Here is a 20,449-nt window from a genome sequence, read left to right as displayed (position 1 = left end):
CTGCCGGTCTGGTTGGGGTTGGAGCCTGTCTGCGAACCAGATCGGCCACTAGCGGCCGGGCTGCCTTTCAAACGGACCCTCGGATGCGATCAACCCTGTTTTTCGTTGCACGCCGTTGCCGGAAGAATCCACGCCTTCTCAAGGCGCCGGCTTCCGGTTCCTGCATTGTGCGGGGAGTGAGGGGAAGGGGCAAGCCCCTTCCCCAATCGGTCCGATCACGCCTGGTCGAGCCAGACCTTGCCATAGTCGCGTTCGAAGGTCGGGTGCATCTTGTAGTTCTGCACCGCCTTGACCGAGTGGCTGTAGAGCTTGCGCCAGTACGGCTGGATGATGACGCCGGAATCCTGCAGGATCTGCTCGATGTCCTTCATCATCTCCTTGCGCTTGGCGGCGTCGGCGACGGCGAGCGCGGCATTGAGCTTGGCATCCCAGTCGGCGTTCGCAAAGCCCGTCTCGTTCCAGGCCTCGCCGGAGCGGTAGCCGATCGCGAGCACCTGGACGCCCAGCGGACGCATGTTCCAGTTCGTCGTGGACAGAGGGTATTTGGTCCAGTCGTTCCAGAAGGTCGAGCCCGGCAGCACCGTGCGCTTCACCTTGATGCCGGCGTCGCGCATCTGCGCGGCGATCGCATCGCCGGTGTTCTTGTGCCAGTCCTCGTCGACCGTGATCAGCTCATGTTCGAAGTCGGCCTGGCCGGCTTCGGCCATCAGGGCCTTGGCCTTGGCTGGATCGCGAGCCACCTTCGCCAGTTCGTAGTATTCCGGATGGATCTGGCAGACATGGTGGTTCTCGGCGACCGTGCCGGCATTGCCGTAGCCAAGCTGGAGAACGACATTGTTGTCGACCGCGAGCTGCAGTGCGTTGCGGACCTTCTGGTTGTCGTAAGGCTTGTTGTTGATGTTGGTGCGGCACACGATGGTCGACGCCGTCACGATCTCCGACTTCACCAGGTCCATGCCGTCGAGAATCGACACATAGTCGGCCGTGGTCTCGAAATTGGTGTGCACTTCACCCGCCTCGAAGGCGCTGACCATGGCGGCGGGGTCGGTGCCGTAGTCGATGAACTCGACGCCGTCGAGGAACACCTCGCCGTCCCACCACTTGTTGTCTTCGCGGCGCTTGTAGACCACCTTCTGGCCGACATCGTAGGAGACGAGCTCGAACGGACCGGTGCCGATCGGGCAGGCCTTGAAGTCGCCGCCCTTCTCGTCGAAGCTCTTGTGCACCAGCAGACTCGGATAGTCGCACACGTTCGGGATCAGCGCGATGTCCGGCTTGCCGAGCTTCAGCTTGACGGTCATGTCGTCGACCTTGGTCACGGCGCTCTCGTCGAGCTTGTCGTCCTTGACCAGGGTGCCGAGACGGCCAGGCATCGAATTGCCTTCGGCCTTCTTGTCGGCCCAGCGCTTCAGGTTGAAGATGACGTCGTCCGCCGTGAAGGCATCGCCGTTCGACCAGGTCACGCCCTTGCGCACATGCAGCGTGTATTCGGTGGCGTCGTCGTTCACGTCCCAGCTTTCCAGCAGATACGGACGGAACGTATATTCGGTGGTGTACTTGACCAGCGGCTCGAGCGCCTGGCGCTCGGCATTGGCGATTTCCGACCAGTCGGACTTGCGCGGATCCTTCGGGTCCTTGACCCACTGCGCGACCTTCAGCGTGCCGCCCTTCTTGCCCTGCACGTCCTCGGCCCTTGCCGGGGTCGGATCGGCGAGACCGAGCATGCCGTAGGCCATCGCCGTGGACGCGCCGAAGACGCTGGCGAGCGCCAGGAATTCGCGGCGGTCCACCTTGCCCGCCTTGGCTTCTTCGGCCATGGCCCGGATGTGATCCGGAACGCGGTCACCGTTAGATTTGTAGATTGCCATGATTAACTCCCATTGTTGGCTTTCCGCCTTGTAACATTCCGCATCCAGACCGTGATGTCAAAGACGGTCTGGACTGGAACATGTTGGCGAATGTGCAACTTTGGAAGGAGGCCGGTTCGCGCGATAGCGACAGTCTTGACGCAAATTTGCTACTGCGTCGCAGATTTCATTCGAATATGCGCAAACGAATAAACTGAGACATTCAAGCGGCATAGGACAGCGCCAGCCCGCCGGTTGCGATAGCGCCAAAGCCTGCCCTTCCTGCGACCGGCTTCAGTATTCGCGCTCGTAGAAGATGCCGCCCTTGGCTTCGCCGGCATCGGTGGCCTCGCCACGCAGCTTGACGCCGCGCCCGACATTGAGGTCGATCGCCGCCTTGCCGGAACCCGGCTTGTCGCCCTTCTGGATCGTCACATAGGTACGGTCGTTGAGGTATTTGCCCGCCGAGACGGCGGTGCCGCCCTTCTCGTCGGTGGTCACGTCGAGGTCGTCGACGCCGATCGCGCTGCGCAGGTTTTCGAGCAGCGAGGTCGAGCCGCCGACGCCGGCCAGTTGCGCGGCGGCCTCCGCCAACTGCGCGATCTGCAGCGGCGACAGGTTCGACATCGAGCGGCCGAAGATCAGCTGCGCCAGCACCTCGTCCTCCGGCAGCGCCGGAACCGAGGAGAAGGTGAATTTCGGGTTGGTCGCCTCGCCCGACACGACGATGGTGACGGTGGCGCTGCTCGTCGTCGTGGTCGCCGTCAGGTTGAGATAAGGCACCAGCGAACCGGAGAAGCCGACCGTGCCTTCGGTGAAGGTCAGCCGCTTGGCGAGGATCGACAGCCGCCCGCGCTGCAAGGTGAAGGTGCCGACCGCATGCGGCGAGGATGCCGGACCGGTCAGCTTGAGCGAGCCGCCAAGCTCGGCGTCGACGCCCCGCCCCTGGATGAAGATCTGGTTCGGCGCGTTGACGGTGACGTCCAGGGTGAGGCCGCTGCCGCCTCCGCCGCCGCTCGTCGTCGCCGGGCGCAGCGCCTTGTCCTGCGCGCGCACCGCGGCCGGCGCGCCCTTGTGCTTGACGTTGAGCGCCGCCAGCGAGCCCGGCAGCTTCTCGGGAACGGTGATGACGGTCTTGGCCAGGTTGATGGTGCCCGCGACCACCGGCGCCGAGACGAGCGGCCCCTTGATGGTCAGGTCGCCGCCGAGATTGGCGGTCACCACCCGGCCGTCCGTGTAGCGGCCGTCGGTGAGCTTGACCGAAAGATCGGCCGGGAACCCTTGCGCCGGATTGATGCCGACCGTGCCGCTGGCCGACAGGCTGCCGCGCGTCGACAGCGTGCCGGTCAGGCGATTGATCCTGGCCACGCCGGAGCCGATCGAGACGTCGGCGGCGATATCGTTGACGGCAAGGCCGGAGCGCGCGTCGACCAGCCGGGCGCCCGACGTGCTGACCGTGCCGCCGATGACCGGCGAAGTCGCCGGGCCGCGCACCTGGACATTGACGTTGGCGGTGCCGCTCAGCGACAGGCCCTGCGCGGCGAGCTTGGCGGCAAGGAAGGAGAACGGCACCTTGCCGGAGAAGTCGAGCACCAGCGCCGGCGTTCCCGCCGTCGTCACCGAGCCGCCGCCCTTCAGGCCAAGCCCTGCGCCGTCGCTGATGTTGGCGTCGAAGGTGAGTTTCTTGCCGGCGAACGTTCCCGACGAGGAAATGTTCATGCCGCCGAGGCCGGCGCTCCGCGTCTGCGCGGTCTGCACGCCGCCGGCGTCGATCTTGAAGGCAACCGACGGATTGGCCGGCGCGCCGGTCACCTTGACCGTACCGGAGATGGAACCTGCAGCATCGAGGCCGCGCGAAAAACTGTTGGCGAGCGAAGCCGGCACCTTGGCCAGCGCGGCATTGATATCGAGCGCCTGTCCGACCTTGCCGGTCACAGTCGCGGTGCCGCCGCCGAGATTGAGCACCAGCCTGTCCAGGCTCGTCGTGCCGTTGGCGATACTGACCGTCGAGGCCTGCGCGATCGCCGCCTTGATGCCTTGCACGGTCGCCTGACCGGAGGCGAGTTCGATGGTCGTGGTGCCATTCGCCACCATCACCCGCCCGGCGGCCTTGGCCGGAATGTCCTTGACGGTGGCGCCGCCGGAAAAGCCGGTCCAGTCGCCGTCGCGCTTCAGGTCGACATTGATGCCGCTGACCACGGTGCCGCCCGAGGTGACGCTGTCGGCGCGGACCTTGCCGGAGATCACCGGGGCGGCCAGGTAGTTGGCGACCAGCGCGTCGATCGCGACGTTGCGGGCGGAGAGATCGCCACGCGAAATTGCGGCGGTCGTCGCCTTGACGGTGACGTTGGGGCCGTTGGCCGTCTTGGTGAAGGCGATGGTGCCGCGCACGTCGCCTTCGGCCTTTTCCAGCGCCAGCGCCGCCAGCGGGCCGATATCGGGCAGGTCGAGCGCGATGGTGCCGGCGGGCACGAAGGCCTCGTCAAGCGCGAGGTCGCCGGAGATCCTGTTCTTGCCGAGCGACAGGAGCAGCCCGTTGATCGCGCTCTTGCCATCGGTTGTCGCCAGCACCGCGCTGCCTTGCAGTGCCTGTCCGGCGACATTGCCGGTCAGTTGCACATTCGCGGCCGGGTTGGCGGCATCGGCCTTGCCGGTGGCGGTCAGCTTCAGCCTGGTGATCTCGCGCGCCGCTACCGAAAGCCGGTCGCTGTCCACCGTCAACGACAGGTCCGGCGCCAGGCTTGGCCCTTGCGCATTGAGCGCGAAGGCAATCGCGCCCTTGGCGTCCTTCGACAGCAGCGAGATATCGGCCAGCGCGCCCTTGATGTCGGCGCTGAGCTTGTTGTCGGCGAGGCTGGCTTGCCCGTCGGCCGTCAACGCGCCGGAGGCAAGCTTGACCGGATTGATGGTGACGCCGCCATGGGTATCCCGCTTCAGCGTGGCGCTGAGCTGCGTCCGCTCGGCCAGCACGCCGCGCGCCGCCGCCGGCAAAGCCGCCGAGAGGGCGTCCGCCTTGAGGTTGAGGTCGATGGCGCCATCGGCGAACGACACGCGGCCGTTGAAGGCGCTGTCCAGCGCCGCGCCCTGCACCGAGCCGCTATCGATCGTGATCGCGTCGGTGGCAAGGGTGCCGGCGACCTTGGCGGTGATCTTGCCCGCGATCAGCGGCGCGATCGTCGGATTGTCGAGCCCGATCGTCTCCACCGTCACTGTGCCGGAAATCGGTCCCGTGCGGCTCTTAACATCGAAGGCATCGGAATGCAGCGCCAGCGTGATGCCTTCCGACTTGGTGAAATTCGTCGTGACCGAAGGCAGCACGGCCGAGATGTCGAGCTTCGGCTGGGTGCCCTGCCCGGCCGCCTTCACCGACAGCGCCTGCAATCCAAGCTTGATCGGGCTTTCCGCACTGCCGAACGACAGCGGCAGGCTGGGACCCGTCGAGACAAGGTCGAGGGCGAAATCGCTGGCGCCGTTCGGATTGATGGTGCCGGAAGCCTTGCCGGAAATCTTCTCGCCCGAAAGCATCGCCTGATCGAGGACGATACCGCCCGCGGTGGTGAAGCTTCCCATCGCATTGAGGCTGAGCGGCCCAAGCCCCGCCTGGCGGGTCTGGCTGGTCTCGCCGCCGGTCAACTTGGCATTGAAGCGGACGTCCGGATTTGCCGCCGGGCCGGTGACTTCGGCCGTGCCGTCGAGCGTGCCCGCGGCGTCGAGGCCGGGCGAGAAATCGTTGGCAAGGGCGGCCGGCAGCGCCGAGACCGTGGCCGCGAGGTCGAGCGTCTGGCCAGCCTTGCCGGAAAGCGTCACCGAACCGCCGCCAAGATCGAGCACCAGCCTTTCGATGCTGGTCACGCCATTGGCGATGGTGAGGTTCGACGGCCCGGCGATCGCCGCCTTGATGCCTCGAACGGTGGCTTCGCCCGAGGCGACCTCGACATTGGTGGTGCCGTTCGCGATCTTGACCCGGCCGGCGGCGGTGGCCGGAATGCCGGCAATCGTGGCGCCGCCGCTGAAATTGGTCCAGTCGCCGTCGCGCTTCAGGTCGACGCCGATGCCGCTGACGACGGTGGTCCCCGATGTCACGCTGTCGGCCTTGATCGTACCCGAGATCGCCGGGCTCTTGAGATAGTTGGCGATCAGCGCGTTGACCGTAATCGTCTTCGCCGCCACGTCGCCGCGCGCGATCGAGCCACTGGCGGCATTGATGGTGACGGTCGGCGCCTCGCCTTCCTTGGCGAGGACGATGGTGCCATTGATGTCGCCGGTCACCGTTTGACCGCCAAGCGCCGCCAGCGGCGCAATGTCTTGCACCGCCAGCGTCAGCGTTCCTTGCGGCAGCAAATGATCATCCAGCGCAAGGTCGCCGGAGATCTTGTTGTCGCCGAGCGCCAGGCTGAGCCCCTTGATCGAGCGTTTGCCCTCGCTGGTCACCAGCGACGCCCTTATGTCCAGCGCCTGCTCCTCGACGGCGCCGGTAAGCGCGATGTCGGCCTGGGGGCTGGCGATGTCGGCCTTGCCCTTCGCCGAAAGCTTGACGTCCTTCACCGTGCGCCCGGCCGCCGTCAGGCTGGCGCTGTCGGCCGAGACCGAAAAGTCCGGGGCGAAGCGCGGGCCGCTCGCGGTCAGGGTGAAATTGATTCCGCCGGCGAGCGGCGTGCCGGCCAGCGACGACAGTGTCGAGACGTCGCCCAGCGTTCCCTTGACGTCGGCCTGGATGTCCGAGCCTTGCGCGCTGGCGGTGCCGCTGGCGCTGAGCGAGCCGGAGGTCAACGACAGCGAATTGGCGGCAAACGCCCCTTGCGGATCGCGGGTGGCGGCCGCCGAGAACGTGACGCGCTCGCCCAGCACCGAGCGGATCTGCGGCGGCAGCGCGCTCGACACCGCGTCGGCATTCATCTTCAGCTTCATCGCCAGGTCGGTGAGCGAAACCGTGGCCGTCAGCGATGCATTCAGCGCATCGCTGCGCAATGTGCCCTCGTCGAGGGAAATCTCCTGCTTGCTGATCTTGCCGGCGAGATCGGCGACGAGCTTGCCGGTCACCAGCGGCTCCAGTGTCGCCACGTCGGTCTTGAGGCCGCCGGCCGCGAGTTTGATGGATATCGGGCCGCTGCGGTCCTCTATGTCGAAGCCGTCGGAATGGATCGCGGCTGTGAGATCGTTGAGCTGTGTGCCGCCCGCCGCCACCGACACCAGCGAAGCGCCGATATCGACCATCGGCGCCTTGCCGTCGCCGAAGGCGCGGACGGTGGCGTTCCTGACCGCCACCGTGACCGGCTGCGCCTTGGTGCCGACGTCGAGCACCACGGGCTCGCCCTTGGCGGCGAATTCGACCGACAGGTCGCTGGCGCCCTTGGGATCGACGGAACCGGCGGCGGCGCTGTGCACGGAGCCGCTCTCGACCACCGCCCGCTCGATGTCGACGCCGCCGCTGGGGGTCGCGATGCCGGCAAGATCAAAGCTGGTCTTGCCGGCAAACAACGGCTTCAGCTTTTCGGGCAGGAAGCGCTCGAAATCGCCGTCGCCCTTGGCCTCCACCATATGTCCCTTGTCGGTGAGCTGGTGGCGTCCGGTGAGCTGGGTGACGATCTGGCCGTCGACGACGAACGTGCCGATGCCGCTCCAGTTGGCCAGCGGTCCTGTGCCGGAGACGACGATCTCGACCGGCGGTTGGCCCGGCAGCTGGAGCAGATTGGCGATGATACCGCCGGCCGGCTCCGATGCCTTGAGATCGAGGTCGAGCTTGTTGTCGGCAGGAGCGAAATGCAGCTTGGCGTCGACATTGCCTTGCTTGCCGTCGTGGCGGATGACGTTGAGAACCGTATCGACCGAGAGCGGCGCGGCTTCGGCCTTGACGGATCCCTTGGCGGCAAGTTCGGCGATGCCGCTGCCGGCCAGCGCCTCGCCCAGCGCGATCTCCGGCAGGTCTATCTGCTTCACGTCGATCGAAACCGGCAGCGATGTCGTGCCGCTCTCCGCCGGCTGATTGCTTGCCACTGGCAGCCGCGCCAGCTCGATCCGCTCGGCAGCGAGGCGCTCGGCGCTGAAATTCTTCGACAGCAGCGCCAGCGGCGACCAGTCGAGCGCCACCTTGCGCGCCACCAGCCAGGGCCCGCCGCGGTCTTCGACCACGACATGGTCGAGCCTGAGCGCGCCGGACCAGATGCCGTCTATGCCGCTGACGGTGACCTTGCGCTCGTCGCTCGACGCCAGATTCGAGATCATGCCGGCGAGATTGTCGCGCCCGCGCTCGGTCTTGGTCAGCACGACCAGCGCGCCGACCACCGCCGCCACCACGACGAGCAGCGTGTAGAGAACAATGCGAAGGATGCGCCGGAACGTCTTCATCAGAAGGCCTGACCGATGCCGGCATAAATGCCGAAATGCGGGTCGCCCGGACCGCGGTTGAGCGGCACCGCCGCATCGACACGCAGCGGCCCGAACGGTGTAAGATAGCGCACGCCGACGCCGGCGCCGACCTTCATGTCGGAAAAGTCCGGAAACGACTTCGTCGACACGGTGCCGGCGTCGACGAATGGCACGATGCCGATCGTGTCGGTGACGGCGATGCGCATCTCGACCGAAGTCTCGAAGAACGACAGCCCGCCGATCGGCTGTCCGTCGATGTCCTTGGGGCCGATGCCCTGATAGGCATAGCCGCGCACCGAACCGCCGCCTCCGGAATAGAAGCGCCGGTCGGCCGGAACGTTTTGCAGGCCGGTGCCGACGATGGAACCGATGGTGGCGCGTTCGGCGAGAACGAATTTGCTCGCCGTGTCGAGCGACTGATAGGCCGACCCTTCGCCCTTCAGTTTGAGGAACGTCGCGCCGTTCAATAGGTCGTAGCTGGGCTCGGCATAGGCCAGCACGCGGAAGCCGCTGGTCGGGTTGAGCCGGTTGTCCCTGCCGTCATAGACATACTGCAAGGGAACGCTGGCGATCAGATAGGTGTGCTTGCCGAAGGTGTCGGTGATCCGGGAATAGTCGAGGGCGAATTCCGCCGAAACCCTCTGCTTCTTGTCCAGATCGTAGGAGACGCCCATGTTGCCCTTGACCGAGAAATGGTCGTAGGCGTCGGGATGCTCGAACACCGTCTTCACGCCAGTGAAGAATTTCGATGACGGCCCGAGCACGCCCGGTTTCTCGAACATGATGCCGGCATTGTAGTTGAGCTCGCCGAGATCGTTGCTGCCGATGCCGCTGATGGCGCCCTCGATGCGCAGCTTTTCGGCGCGGCCAAACAGGTTGCGGTGGCCCCAATAGCCCTCCAACCCAAGCCCTTCCGTGTTGGAGACGGTGCCGCCAAGCCCGAAATAACGCGGTTTACGCTCGCTGACCTGGACGTTGATCGGGATATTGCCGTCGGCGTCGAGGCTTTCGCCTTCCTTCATCGTCACGCTGTTGAACACTTCCAGCCCGAGCAGCCGGTCGCGCGCGTCGTCGATCTCGTCGGGCGAATATTGGCGGCCGCGCTTCAGCCCGGTCATGTATTCGGTGAAGTTGCGATCGACCTTCTCGGTGCCCTCGACCGTGGTGTCGCCATAGCCGGCGACCGGGCCGGCCGCGACCGTCAGCGTCACGTCGAGCGTCGAGGTGGCGTGCTCGGCGACGATCTGGCGGTCCGTGATCGTCGCCAGCGGCCGCCCCTCCTGCTTGAGTGCCCGCACGATCAGCGCTTCGGCCTTGAGCACGGCGCCCGACCCGGCATCGCCGCCAGCGATCAGGCCGAAATCGGCGCTGGCGAGCCCCGCGGCGTCACCTTCGAGCCTGATGTTGCCGAGCGTGAATTTCGGCCCGGCGGCGATGGATATGGCCACCGGGATCGGTTGCGGCCCCTTGAACTCGGCGTCGGGCGGCAAGTCGTCGAGCGGCTTGCCTTCGATGGTTATGGTGACGACGCCTTCGTAGCGGGCGTCGGCATAGAGGGCGGCGACCAGCCCCTCGCGGTCGGCCCGCGCCTTGGCCAGCAGGCCGAGCGAGCCGGAGACCGGGCGCTCCTCGTCCGCCTTCAGCGTCGAGGCATTTTCCAGATTCTTGACCAGGTCCTTGTCCGCATCGGGCGCCTCGAGGGTCACGGAATAGCGCAGCGGATCGACAATATCGGCGTCTTCGTCGCTTGAGGAGCCCCAGAGCTTGATGCCGAATATCTCGAAAGCCGTCGCCGGCCGCGATTCGGCAATGAAAACAGCAGAGCAAAGCGCGGCCAGAAGCAGGGCGCGCGAAAGCCCGCGCCCTGGCGCGATCCCCCCTGACATCTGCTTTTCATGCGCCGGCATTAAGACAACCTAGTCGACAAAACTAAAATTGGAATGAAGTTCTGAAACGCTCGTAAAGGGGCCACAATCCAATTGTCTGAAATAGACAGGGCTTGGAATTCACACCTTTTGCGTCTTCGCAAGATTGCGTGATCCCTTGTCCTATGGAGGTTCTGTCGAAATACCGGCCTTTGGCCGGCATGGAAACCGTTGGCGGGTGCGAACCTGCCGAGCTCCGGCGTTGACAAGCTCGACTGAAGCTTGATCATGCCGGAACGCTGGCGATGTCTGGAGGGTGATGTGGCAATGCGCGCGGCTCGTGGTATCTCGTTCCTGGTCCTTCTCTTTTTCGCCTTCAGCGGCGTCGCGCAAGCGGCCGAAGCCCGGCGGATCGTGACGACGGACAATTCCGACTATTTCGGGTTCGACCTCAGGTCCGACCAGAATGTCAGCCTCGACCAATGCAAGACGACATGCCTCGGCGACCCCGCCTGCCGCGCCTTCACCTACAACACCAAGGCCAAATGGTGCTTTCTCAAATCCGACTATAACCAGCTTAAACCCTTCAACGGCGCCATTGCCGGCAAGGTCGCCAATGTCGATGGCGATCCCGATATCGGCGCACCGCCGGAACTGGCCTTTTTCCCCAGCTGGATGGCCGACCAGGCGCAGCAGTACCGCAACAAGCTGACCGATCCGGCCTATGACAAGCCGACCGAAGGGCTGGCGGCGCTGCAGGCCGCGGCCGAGCAGGCGCAGCTTACCGGCGACCATCGCCTGGCCATGCAGAAATACGAGGCCGCGGCTACGGTGCTGCCCGATGACGGCCATCTCTGGCTCGAGCTGGCGCGCGAGACGCTTGCCGTGCAGCCGGCCTCCAACACCTCCGAATCGTCGACCTTGCCGACAAACGGCACGTCCGCCGCCTTCAACGCCTACAAGCTGCTGCGCACCACCAAGACGCGCGCCGAAGCGCTCGCGCTGCTCGGCGCCGGTCTCGACCGCCGCGATCTCTACCGGCCGTCGCTGCAGGCTTATGAAGCGAGCCTCGCGCTGGTCAGTTCACCTTCGGTGCAGGCCGACTATGCCGACCTCAAGGCCCGCAAGGGCTTCCGCGTCATCGATCACACGGTCGATGCCGACACCAGCGCGCCGCGCATCTGCGCGCAATACTCCGAGGATCTGGTCAAGACCGGGGTCGACTATTCGCAGTTCGTCACCGTCGACAACGCCGCCCCCAAGGGCGTCGAAGCCAAGGACAAGCAGATCTGCGTCGAAGGGCTGGAGCATGGCCAGCACTATGAGGTGACCTTCCGCGCCGGCCTGCCGGCCGCTATCGGCGAGGTGACCAGCGCGCCTGTGGTGCTGTCGATCTATGTCCAGGATCGCGCGCCTTCCGCCCGCTTCACCGGCGACAGCTTCGTGCTGCCGGCGGGCGCGCGCCGCGGCATACCGGTCGTCACCGTCAACATGAACGCCGCCAAGATGAAGCTTTACCGCATCGGCGACCGTTCGCTGGCGCAGCTTCTGTCCGGCTACCAGTTCCTGAAGCAGCTCGACGGCTACGACCTTTCCAACATTTCCGACCAGATGGGTTCGCCGGTCTGGGAAGGCCAGCTCGACATCGCCAACGACCTCAACAAGGAGGTCACCACCTCCTTCCCGGTCGACGAAGCGCTGCCGCAGCGCAAGCCCGGCGTCTATGTGCTGACCGCCCAGGCTGTCGACGACCACAGCGACGAGTATGATTCGCGTGCGACGCAGTGGTTCGTCGTCTCCGACATTGGGCTCTCCACCTATACCGGCCAGGACGGGCTGAACGTCTTTGCCCGCTCGCTTGGAAGCGCCAAGTCGATCGCCGGCGCCGAACTGACGCTGCTCGCGCGCAACAACGAGATCCTCGGCACCGCCACCACCGACGCCGAGGGCCGCGCCGTCTTCAATCCCGGCCTCACGCGCGGCGAAGGCGGCATGGTGCCGGCCGTGCTGATGGCCAAGCAGGGCGACAACGACTTCGTCTTCCTCGACATGGGCCGGGCCGGCTTCGACCTGTCCGACCGTGGCGTCACCGGACGTCCGGCGCCCGGCGCGCTCGACGTCTATGCCTGGACCGAGCGCGGCATCTACCGCGTCGGCGAGGACGTGCATGTCGCGGCCCTTGCCCGCGACGGCGCCGCCAAGGCGGTCGAGAACCTGCCGCTGACCTTCATCTTCACCCGCCCCGACGGCGTCGAGGACCGCCGCATCGTCAGCGACGGCGCCTCCGCCGGCGGCCATGCCGTCGACCTGCCGCTCGAGCCCAACGCCATGCGCGGCACCTGGACGGTGTCGATCCATACCGATCCCAAGCAGGCGGCCGTCGCCAGCCAGATGTTCCTGGTCGAAGACTTCGTGCCGGATCGCATCGAGTTCGACCTCTCCGCCGACAAGAAGGAGATCGCGCAGGGCGAAACCGCCAACGTCACCGTCGACGGCCGCTTCCTTTATGGCGCGCCGGCCGCCGGACTGGCACTCGAAGGCGAATTGACGCTGTCGACCGCCCGCGACTGGGACCGCTTCAAGGGTTATTCCTTCGGCCTCGCCGACGAGCAGTCGGCCGAACCTTCGGTGACGCCGCTCACCGGCCTGCCCGTGGTCGGCGACGATGGCAAGGCGACCTTCCCGGTCGCCGTCGACCAGTTGCCCTCGACCACCAAGCTCGTCGACGCCAAGGTCACCGTCCGCATGCGCGAAACCGGCGGCCGCGCCGTCGAGCGCTCGCTCAACATCGGCATCCGCCCGCAGGGCCACATGATCGGCATCCGTCCGGATTTCGAGAACGACGAGGTGCCGCAGGGCGGCACGGCGAAGTTCAGCCTGATCGCCGTCGACCCCGACGGCAAGCGCGAGGCGCTGAAGGGCGCGCTGTGGTCGCTTGTAAAGGTCGAGCGCAATTACCAGTGGTACCGCTCAAACAACTCATGGAATTACGAGCCGGTCACCTTCACCAAATCGGTGGCCAACGGTCAGGTCGATCTTGCCGCCGATGGCGAGGCGACCGTGTCGCTGCCGGTCGACTGGGGCCGCTACCGGCTCGAGGTCGAGACGGCTGATCCCGAGGGTCCGGCGACCAGCTACGAATTCGATGGCGGCTGGTATGTCAGCTCCACCACCACCGAAACCCCCGACGGCCTCGAGGTCGCCCTCGACAAGGACACCTACGCCGCCGGCGAAGTGGCCAAGCTCAAGGTCTCGCCGCATTTTGCCGGCGAACTGCTGGTCACCATCGGCGCCGACAAATTGCTGAAGACCATCACCGCCAGCGTACCGGCCGGCGGCGGCACCGTCGACATCCCGGTCGGCGACGACTGGGGCGCCGGCGCCTATGTCACGGCGACGCTGTTCCGGCCGGGCGACGCGCAGGAGACGCGCATGCCGGCCCGCGCCATCGGCGTCAAATGGCTGACGGTCGACCCGGGCTCGAAGAAGCTCGCCGTCACCTTGACGCCGCCCGAGAAGGCAATGCCGCGCCAGCAACTGTCGATCCCGGTCGCGGTGGCGGGCGTCCAGCCTGGCAGCAATGCCTATGTGATGGTTGCCGCCGTCGATGTCGGCATCCTCAACCTGACCAACTACAAGGCGCCCGATCCGGAAAACTGGTTCTTCGGCCAGCGCATGCTGGGGCTTGAGATCCGCGACCTCTACGGCCGCCTGATCGACGGCTCGCTCGGCACCACCGGCAAGCTGCGCACCGGCGGCGACGGCGCCGCCTTGCAGGCGCAAGGCAATCCGCCGACCGAAAAGCTGGTTGCCTTCTTCTCCGGTCCGGTCCAGCTCGACGCCGACGGCAAGGCCAGGATCGACTTCGACATCCCGCAGTTCAATGGCACCGTGCGTGTCATGACTGTTGCCTGGACCAGAGAAGCGGTCGGCCACGCGCAGGCCGATGTCATCGTGCGCGATCCGGTGGTGATCACCGCCGGCCTGCCGCGCTTCCTGGCACCCGGCGACAACGCCGTCATGCGCCTCGACGTCGCCGATACCGACGGCCCGGCCGGCGACTATGCCCTGTCGATCGACACGACAGGCGACCTGTCGACGGGCGACAAGCCGCTGCCGGCGAAACTGACGCTCGCCCAGGGCAAGCGCCAGACGCTGACCGTGCCGCTGGTTGCCAAAACCGCCGGCAACGCCTCGATCACCGTCAAGCTCGCTCATGCCGACGGCACCGAGGTCGAGCAGACGCTCTATGTGCCGGTGCGGCCGGCGCAGCTGCCGGTCACCACCCGGCTGGTGGTCGACCTCAAGCCCAATGTCGGCGCCTTGCGCGTCGACAAGGAACTCCTGGCGGCAAGCTTGCTCGACGGCGCTTCGGTCAGCGTCGGCGTTTCGCAGGCGGCCGCCTTCGACGTGCCGTCGCTGCTTATGACGCTCGACCGCTACCCCTATGGCTGCGCCGAGCAGACCACCAGCCGCGCCCTGCCGCTGCTCTATGTCAATGAGTTGGCCTCGGGCATCGGCATGGCCAGCGATCCGGACCTGCATGGCCGCATCCAGGATGCCATCTACAAGGTGCTGAGCTACCAGGCCTCGGCCGGCAGCTTCGGCCTGTGGGGTCCCGGCTCCGGCGACCTCTGGCTCGACGCCTATGTCAGCGACTTCCTGACCCGGGCGCGCGAGCAGAAATACGACGTGCCGGCGCTGGCGATGAACCAGGCGCTGAGCAACCTGCAGAACTCGCTCGGCTATGACCAGGACGTCCAGGACCGCGGCAGCGAGATCGCCTACGCGCTCTATGTGCTGGCCCGCAACAAGAAGGCTTCGATCGGCGATCTGCGCTATTACGCCGACACCCAACTCGAAGCCTTCACCAGCCCGATGGCCGTCGCACAGCTTGCGGCGAGCCTTGCGCTCTATGGCGACGCGCAGCGCTCGGAAGCCACCTTCCAGACCGCGCTGCGGCTGGCGAAGGGGGCCACCGAGTACGATTACTACCGCTCCGACTATGGATCGCCGCTCCGCGACGGCGCGGCGATCCTGGCGCTGGCCGCCGAATCGAAGCCGGTGCCGACCATTGTGCCGGCGTTGATCAAGCTGGTGGCCAGGGCGCGCGCCGATGCCCGCTGGACGAGCACGCAGGACGAGTCCTGGATGCTCCTGGCGGCGCGGGCGCTGAAGGAGGGCAATGATTCCATCACGCTCTCCGTCAACGGCGCGCCGCATGCCGGCGGCTATTCCGACCGCTTCAGCGGCAGCGACATCGCCGACAGCCCGCTCACCATCGCCAACACCGGCAAGACGCCGCTGCAGGCGGTGGTCACCACGGTGGCCTCGCCGGTCGAGACGCTGCCGGCCGACGGCGACGGCTTCACCATCGATCGCACCTACTACAGGCTCGATGGCACCGAGGCCAACGTCACCGAGGTCAAGCAGAACGAACGCTATGTCGTCGTGCTCAAGGTCTACGAGCAGAACAGCTGGCCCTCGCGGCTGCTGATCACCGACCTGCTGCCGGCCGGCTTCGAGATCGACAATCCGGGCCTGGTGTCCAGCGCCCAGCTGTCGAACTTCTCCTGGCTGGCGCAGACCGACGCCGCTCATCTCGAGTTCCGCGACGACCGCTTCGTCGCGGCCTTCAACCCGAACGATGGCGACGGCGACCGCAACATCACGCTGGCCTACGTCGTGCGCGCGGTGACGCCCGGCACCTATGCCCATCCGGCGGCAACGGTGGAGGATATGTACCGGCCGCAATACTCGGCCCGCACCGCCAGCGGCATGATGGAGGTCAAGGCGCCGTAAGCGCCTTGATAGACGTGGCGATGGCGCTGCCCCTCATTGTCCTGCCGGCACCTTCTCCCCGTATAGAGACGGGGAGAAGGGGGCTGTCGCGAATTTCTCCGCCTATTCCGCACCGTTGGCGATTGGCGAAACCATCGGCAACAGCCCCTTTCTCCCCGTCTCTATACGGGGAGAAATGTCCGGCAGGACAATGAGGGGCGGCGCCATGCTCTCCAGAAAATTCCTGCGACGCAGCGCCGTAGCTGCGGCTTGTTGCGTCGGCGTTGTTGCCCTTTCCACAGCCATCCTCTGGCAGCTCGACCGCGCCTATCCGCCGCCACTGCCAGAAAAACTGGCAGTCTCCACCGAGGTGCAGGACCGCGACGGCCAGTTGCTACGCGCCTTCGCCACGCCCGACGGCTACTGGCGGCTCGAAACCCGTCTCGACCAGGTCGACAAACAGTTCGTCGACATGCTGGTCGCCTATGAGGACAAGCGCTTCTGGGACCATGACGGTGTCGATGTGCTGGCCCTTTGCCGGGCCGCCGGCCAGTTCGTCAGCAACGGCCACATCGTCTCCGGCGGCTCGACCCTGTCGATGCAGCTTGCCCGGCTGATCGAGCCGCGCGACAGCCGCAGCCTCGGCTCCAAGATCAAGCAGATGCTGCGCGCCATCCAGATCGAGCGGCGACTTTCCAAACGCGAGATCCTCGAACGCTATCTGACGCTGGCCCCCTACGGTGGCAATCTCGAAGGCGTTCGCGCCGCCTCTCTCGCCTATTTCGGCAAGGAGCCGAAGCGGCTGACGGTCTCGGAAGCCGCTTTGCTCGTCGCCCTGCCGCAACTGCCGGAGAAGCGGCGGCCCGACCGCAACCTCGACATCGCGCATGCCGCGCGCGACCGCGTGCTGACGCGCATGGTCTCGGCCGGCCTGCTCGGCGACCGGGAAGCCGCGCGCGCTGCGCTGGACGATGTCTCCGGCCTGCGCCGCAAACTGCCGGCGCTGGCCGCGCATGCCGCCTATGCCATGCTGCCCAAGGCCGAGCCGAGCAAGCCGCTGCAACTCACCATCCGCAGGAGCGTCCAGCAAGGACTGGAACAGGTGGCGAAGGAAGCCGCCGCCAGGCTCGGCCCGAAACTTTCCGTCGCCATGGTGCTGGCCGATGCCCGCACCGGCGACATCCTCGGCGAGGTCGGTTCGGCCGATTTCTTCGACGCCAGCCGCTCCGGCTGGATCGACATGACCAGGATCGTCCGCTCGCCGGGGTCGACGCTGAAACCGTTCATCTACGGGCTCGCCTTCGAGCAGGGCCTGGTCGCACAGGAGACCATCATCGAGGACAGCCCGGCGGATTTCGCCGGCTACCGGCCGAAGAATTTCGACATGGGCTATCAGGGCGACGTCAGCATCCGCCAGGCGCTGCAGCTCTCGCTCAACGTGCCGGCGATCCGAGTCCTCGACGCGGTCGGACCGGCCAGGCTGACGGCGCGCTTCCGCCAGGCCGGCGTCAACCCGGTGCTGCCGGTCAACGAGGCGCCGGGCCTGGCGATCGGCCTCGGCGGCGTCGGCGTGACCTTGCGCGATCTCGTCCAGCTCTATACGGGCCTCGCCAATGGCGGCAAGGCGAACACGCTGCATGACGGCACCGAGCCGGCCAACGCCGAACGCACCACCGCCACCATCCTCGACGACCAGGCCAACTGGCAGATCACCGACATATTGTCGGGCGTGAAGCCGCCCGAGGGCGCCTTGCAGCGCGGCATCGCCTACAAGACCGGCACCTCCTATGGCTACCGCGACGCCTGGTCGGTCGGTTTCGACGGCCGCTATGTGCTGGGCGTCTGGGTCGGCCGCGCCGATGCCGGCGCCGTGCCTGGTCTTTCCGGATACGTCTCGGCCGCGCCGATCCTGTTCGAGGGCTTTGTCCGCTCCGGCCTCGCCACCGTTCCGCTTCCCAGCCAGCCGGCCGGCGTCCACCGCCCGAAACGCGACGAGTTGCCGGTGACGCTGGCGCGCTTTGGCGCCGGATCGGACGGACTGGTGCAGGCAACGCCGGCCGAGCCCGCGCCGACGATCGTCTTTCCGCCCGACGGCGCGCGCGTTGACCTCGCCGCCAATTCGGCCGACGCCTCGCCGCTGGTGCTGAAGCTGCAGGGCGGCCGCGCGCCCTTCCGCTGGCTGGCCAACGGCAAGCCGCTGTCCGGCATCGACCGGCGCCGCACCGCCACCTGGCTGCCCGACGGCGCCGGCTATTCGACGCTCACCGTGATCGACGCCGCCGGCCGCGCGGCAAGCGTGAAGGTTTTCGTTGAATAGACAGCGCCAAGCGATTCATGGGATTGCGCTTCTTCGCCTGATGTATGGCGCGAGGCCCCCCTCTCTGGCCTGCCGGCCATCTCCCCCTCAAGGGGGGAGATTATTCGCTTCGCCACCTTCGCCAATTTTCGACCTTGGAAAGGCGGGAGCCGCGCCGAAAATGCCAATCTCCCCCCCTGAGGGGGAGATGCCCGGCAGGGCTGAGAGGGGGGCCTCGCGCCGACCTCTGTGGGGAGCATTCTTCGCAGCGCTGGCGCTAGCAATCGCGAGCCCTCTCTCGGCTTACGCAGATGCCCCGCCCTTCGGCTTCGTCAGGCTCGCCGATGTCGATGCGACCATTCGCCAGGACATCCGCTATGCCGGGAACAAAAACTTCCTGCGCCGCCAGGTCGACGGCTATGAGGCGCCGGTATGCATCCTGACTAGGCAGGCGGCAAAGGCGCTGTCCATCGTCCAGAAAGCTCTTTCAGCAAAGGGCCAGACTCTGGTCGTCTTCGACTGCTATCGCCCGGCGCGGGCCGTCGCCGACATGGTCGGGTGGACGCGATCGGGCGGACCTCCGGACCCGCAATGGTACCCCTCCGTGAAACGCGGCGACCTCATCGCCAAGGGTTATATCGGCGAGCTCTCCAACCATTCGCGCGGCTCGACCGTGGATCTCGCCATTGCGCCCGTTGCTGGCGCGGCCGCACCCCGCCCTGCCTGCGGCGCGCCCGATGCCGAAACGCTCGATTTCGGCACCGGCTTCGACTGTTTCGACCAAGCCAGCGAAACCGACCACCTTCCGCTCCCCGGCAACCCGGCGGCAAACCGCAAGCGACTGGTCGAGGCCATGCGCGCCGCCGGTTTCCGCAACTACGCCCGCGAATGGTGGCACTTCACGCTGACAGACGAGCCGTTCCCGAAGCAACGCTTCGACTTTCCCGTCACCGCGCCTTAGAGGTCCGGTCGCGAAGGCCGACCTGTCGCCGCGCAGCCTTGCCTGGACGCGCCCCACTTCTAGATAGCGTCGGGCCGGCGAGGAGGCGGTCTATCTAATATGAGGAAACCATTTCCCCAAGGGGCAGGCGATCGGCGAAAAATTTCTCCGATAGGCCAAAAAAGGCAACATTGAATGCATCTAAATTCTATCAATTCGCTAGAGTTCGGCCGTCATCAACGGAGGCGGAAATGACCAAACCTCATTTCAAGAAACTGCTTGGCGCGCTGGTCGCCTCATCTGTCCAGTTCGGCACGCTCGGTTTGGCGTTCGCCGATACGACCCTTCTCAACGTGTCCTACGATCCGACGCGTGAACTCTACAAGGCCTATGACGAGGCCTTCGCCGCGCACTGGAAGGCCGAGACCGGCGAGACCGTGACCATCCAGCAGTCGCATGGCGGATCGGGCGCGCAGGCTCGCGCCGTGATCGACGGCCTCGACGCCGATGTCGTGACGCTGGCGCTCGAAGGCGACATCAACGCAATCGTCTCGAAGGCGAAGAAGATCAATCCGGACTGGCGCAAAAAGTTCGAGAACAATTCGGCCCCTTACACCTCGACCATCATCTTCCTGGTCCGCAAGGGCAACCCGAAGGGCATCCATGACTGGAACGATCTGATCAAGGACGGCGTCCAGGTGATCACGCCCAACCCGAAGACCTCCGGCGGCGCGCGCTGGAACTATCTCGCCGCCTGGGCCTATGCCAACGCCAATGACGGCGGCGACGAGGCCAAGACCAAGGAATTCATCGCCAAGCTCTACTCCCAAGTGCCGGTCCTCGACACCGGCGCGCGCGGCTCGACCGTGACCTTCGCGCAAAAGGGTCTGGGCGACGTGCTTCTGGCCTGGGAAAACGAGGCCTATCTCGCGCTCGACGAATTCGGCGCCGACAATTTCGACATCGTCTATCCGCCGACCTCGATCCTGGCCGAACCGCCTGTCGCGGTGGTCGACGCCAATGTCGACGCCAAGGGCACGCGCAAGGTCGCCGAGGCATATCTCGGCTACCTCTATTCCAAGGAGGGCCAGACGCTGATCGCCAAGAACCACTATCGTCCGGCAAAGCCCGATCTGGTTCCCGCCGAGGACCTCGCCAAACTGCCCGAGATCAAGCTGATCACCATCGACGATCCGCTTTTCGGCGGCTGGAAGAAGGCACAGCCTTATCATTTCGGCGATGGTGGTATATTCGACCAGATCTACAAGCCCGCCCAGTGAAGCGCGACGGCCTCGCGGCCGGGACATTCATCGACGGCAGTCTGGTCTGAATAAGAAGGGACGAACCAGAATTC

7 protein-coding genes are annotated in these 20,449 nt (G+C 66.0%); 4 read left to right on the top strand and 3 right to left on the bottom strand.

Features of this window, described 5'->3' with window-relative positions:
- Positions 1–215: 215 nt before the first annotated feature.
- The 3 genes from PU724_RS21555 to PU724_RS21545 form a co-directional block, all read right to left on the bottom strand.
- A complete protein-coding gene (locus PU724_RS21555; RefSeq protein ID WP_354423766.1) occupies positions 216–1,868 on the bottom strand; it encodes an ABC transporter substrate-binding protein in 1,653 nt (550 codons plus the stop codon).
- Between the two features lie 273 nt (positions 1,869–2,141).
- Complete coding sequence (locus PU724_RS21550; RefSeq protein WP_354423768.1) at positions 2,142–8,192, bottom strand: translocation/assembly module TamB domain-containing protein; 6,051 nt, start codon at positions 8,190–8,192, stop codon at positions 2,142–2,144.
- Positions 8,192–10,120: an autotransporter assembly complex protein TamA gene (locus PU724_RS21545; protein WP_354423770.1), complete on the bottom strand. Its 1,929-nt coding sequence runs from the start codon at positions 10,118–10,120 to the stop codon at positions 8,192–8,194. The genes PU724_RS21550 and PU724_RS21545 overlap by 1 nt, the downstream gene beginning before the upstream one ends.
- 279 nt (positions 10,121–10,399) lie before the next feature.
- On the opposite strand from PU724_RS21545, the gene PU724_RS21540 reads away from it, so the two are divergent.
- The 4 genes from PU724_RS21540 to PU724_RS21525 all read left to right on the top strand — a co-directional run bounded on the left by PU724_RS21540 (position 10,400) and on the right by PU724_RS21525 (position 20,375).
- The gene (locus PU724_RS21540; RefSeq protein ID WP_354423772.1) at positions 10,400–15,880 is read left to right on the top strand and encodes an alpha-2-macroglobulin family protein; all 5,481 of its coding nucleotides are present in this window, start codon (positions 10,400–10,402) and stop codon (positions 15,878–15,880) included.
- Between the two features lie 205 nt (positions 15,881–16,085).
- Positions 16,086–18,176 carry a penicillin-binding protein 1C gene (gene pbpC / locus PU724_RS21535; RefSeq protein ID WP_354423774.1) on the top strand — a complete coding sequence of 697 codons (2,091 nt, stop codon included), beginning with the start codon at positions 16,086–16,088 and terminating at the stop codon, positions 18,174–18,176.
- A gap of 187 nt (positions 18,177–18,363) precedes the next feature.
- Positions 18,364–19,116, top strand: a complete 753-nt coding sequence (locus tag PU724_RS21530) for a M15 family metallopeptidase (RefSeq protein ID WP_354423776.1) — start codon at positions 18,364–18,366, stop codon at positions 19,114–19,116.
- A 230-nt stretch (positions 19,117–19,346) separates the two neighbouring features.
- Positions 19,347–20,375, top strand: coding sequence for a sulfate ABC transporter substrate-binding protein (locus PU724_RS21525; protein ID WP_126056369.1), 1,029 nt, complete (start codon positions 19,347–19,349; stop codon positions 20,373–20,375).
- Positions 20,376–20,449: the final 74 nt, after the last annotated feature.

Source organism: Mesorhizobium abyssinicae (assembly GCF_049887195.1).
GTDB lineage: Bacteria > Pseudomonadota > Alphaproteobacteria > Rhizobiales > Rhizobiaceae > Mesorhizobium > Mesorhizobium abyssinicae.
Note: the sequence above shows the minus strand (reverse complement) of the source record. Positions and strands in the feature narration are given on the sequence as shown.

Bases quoted from the DNA above. Each gene is read 5' to 3' on its own strand.
- PU724_RS21545 (WP_354423770.1), bottom strand. From the start codon at position 10,120: ATGCCGGCGCATGAAAAGCAGATGTCAGGGGGGATCGCGCCAGGGCGC.
- PU724_RS21555 (WP_354423766.1), bottom strand. From the start codon at position 1,868: ATGGCAATCTACAAATCTAACGGTGACCGCGTTCCGGATCACATCCGG.
- PU724_RS21530 (WP_354423776.1), top strand. From the start codon at position 18,364: ATGCCCGGCAGGGCTGAGAGGGGGGCCTCGCGCCGACCTCTGTGGGGA.
- pbpC (WP_354423774.1), top strand. From the start codon at position 16,086: ATGCTCTCCAGAAAATTCCTGCGACGCAGCGCCGTAGCTGCGGCTTGT.
- PU724_RS21525 (WP_126056369.1), top strand. From the start codon at position 19,347: ATGACCAAACCTCATTTCAAGAAACTGCTTGGCGCGCTGGTCGCCTCA.
- PU724_RS21550 (WP_354423768.1), bottom strand. From the start codon at position 8,192: ATGAAGACGTTCCGGCGCATCCTTCGCATTGTTCTCTACACGCTGCTC.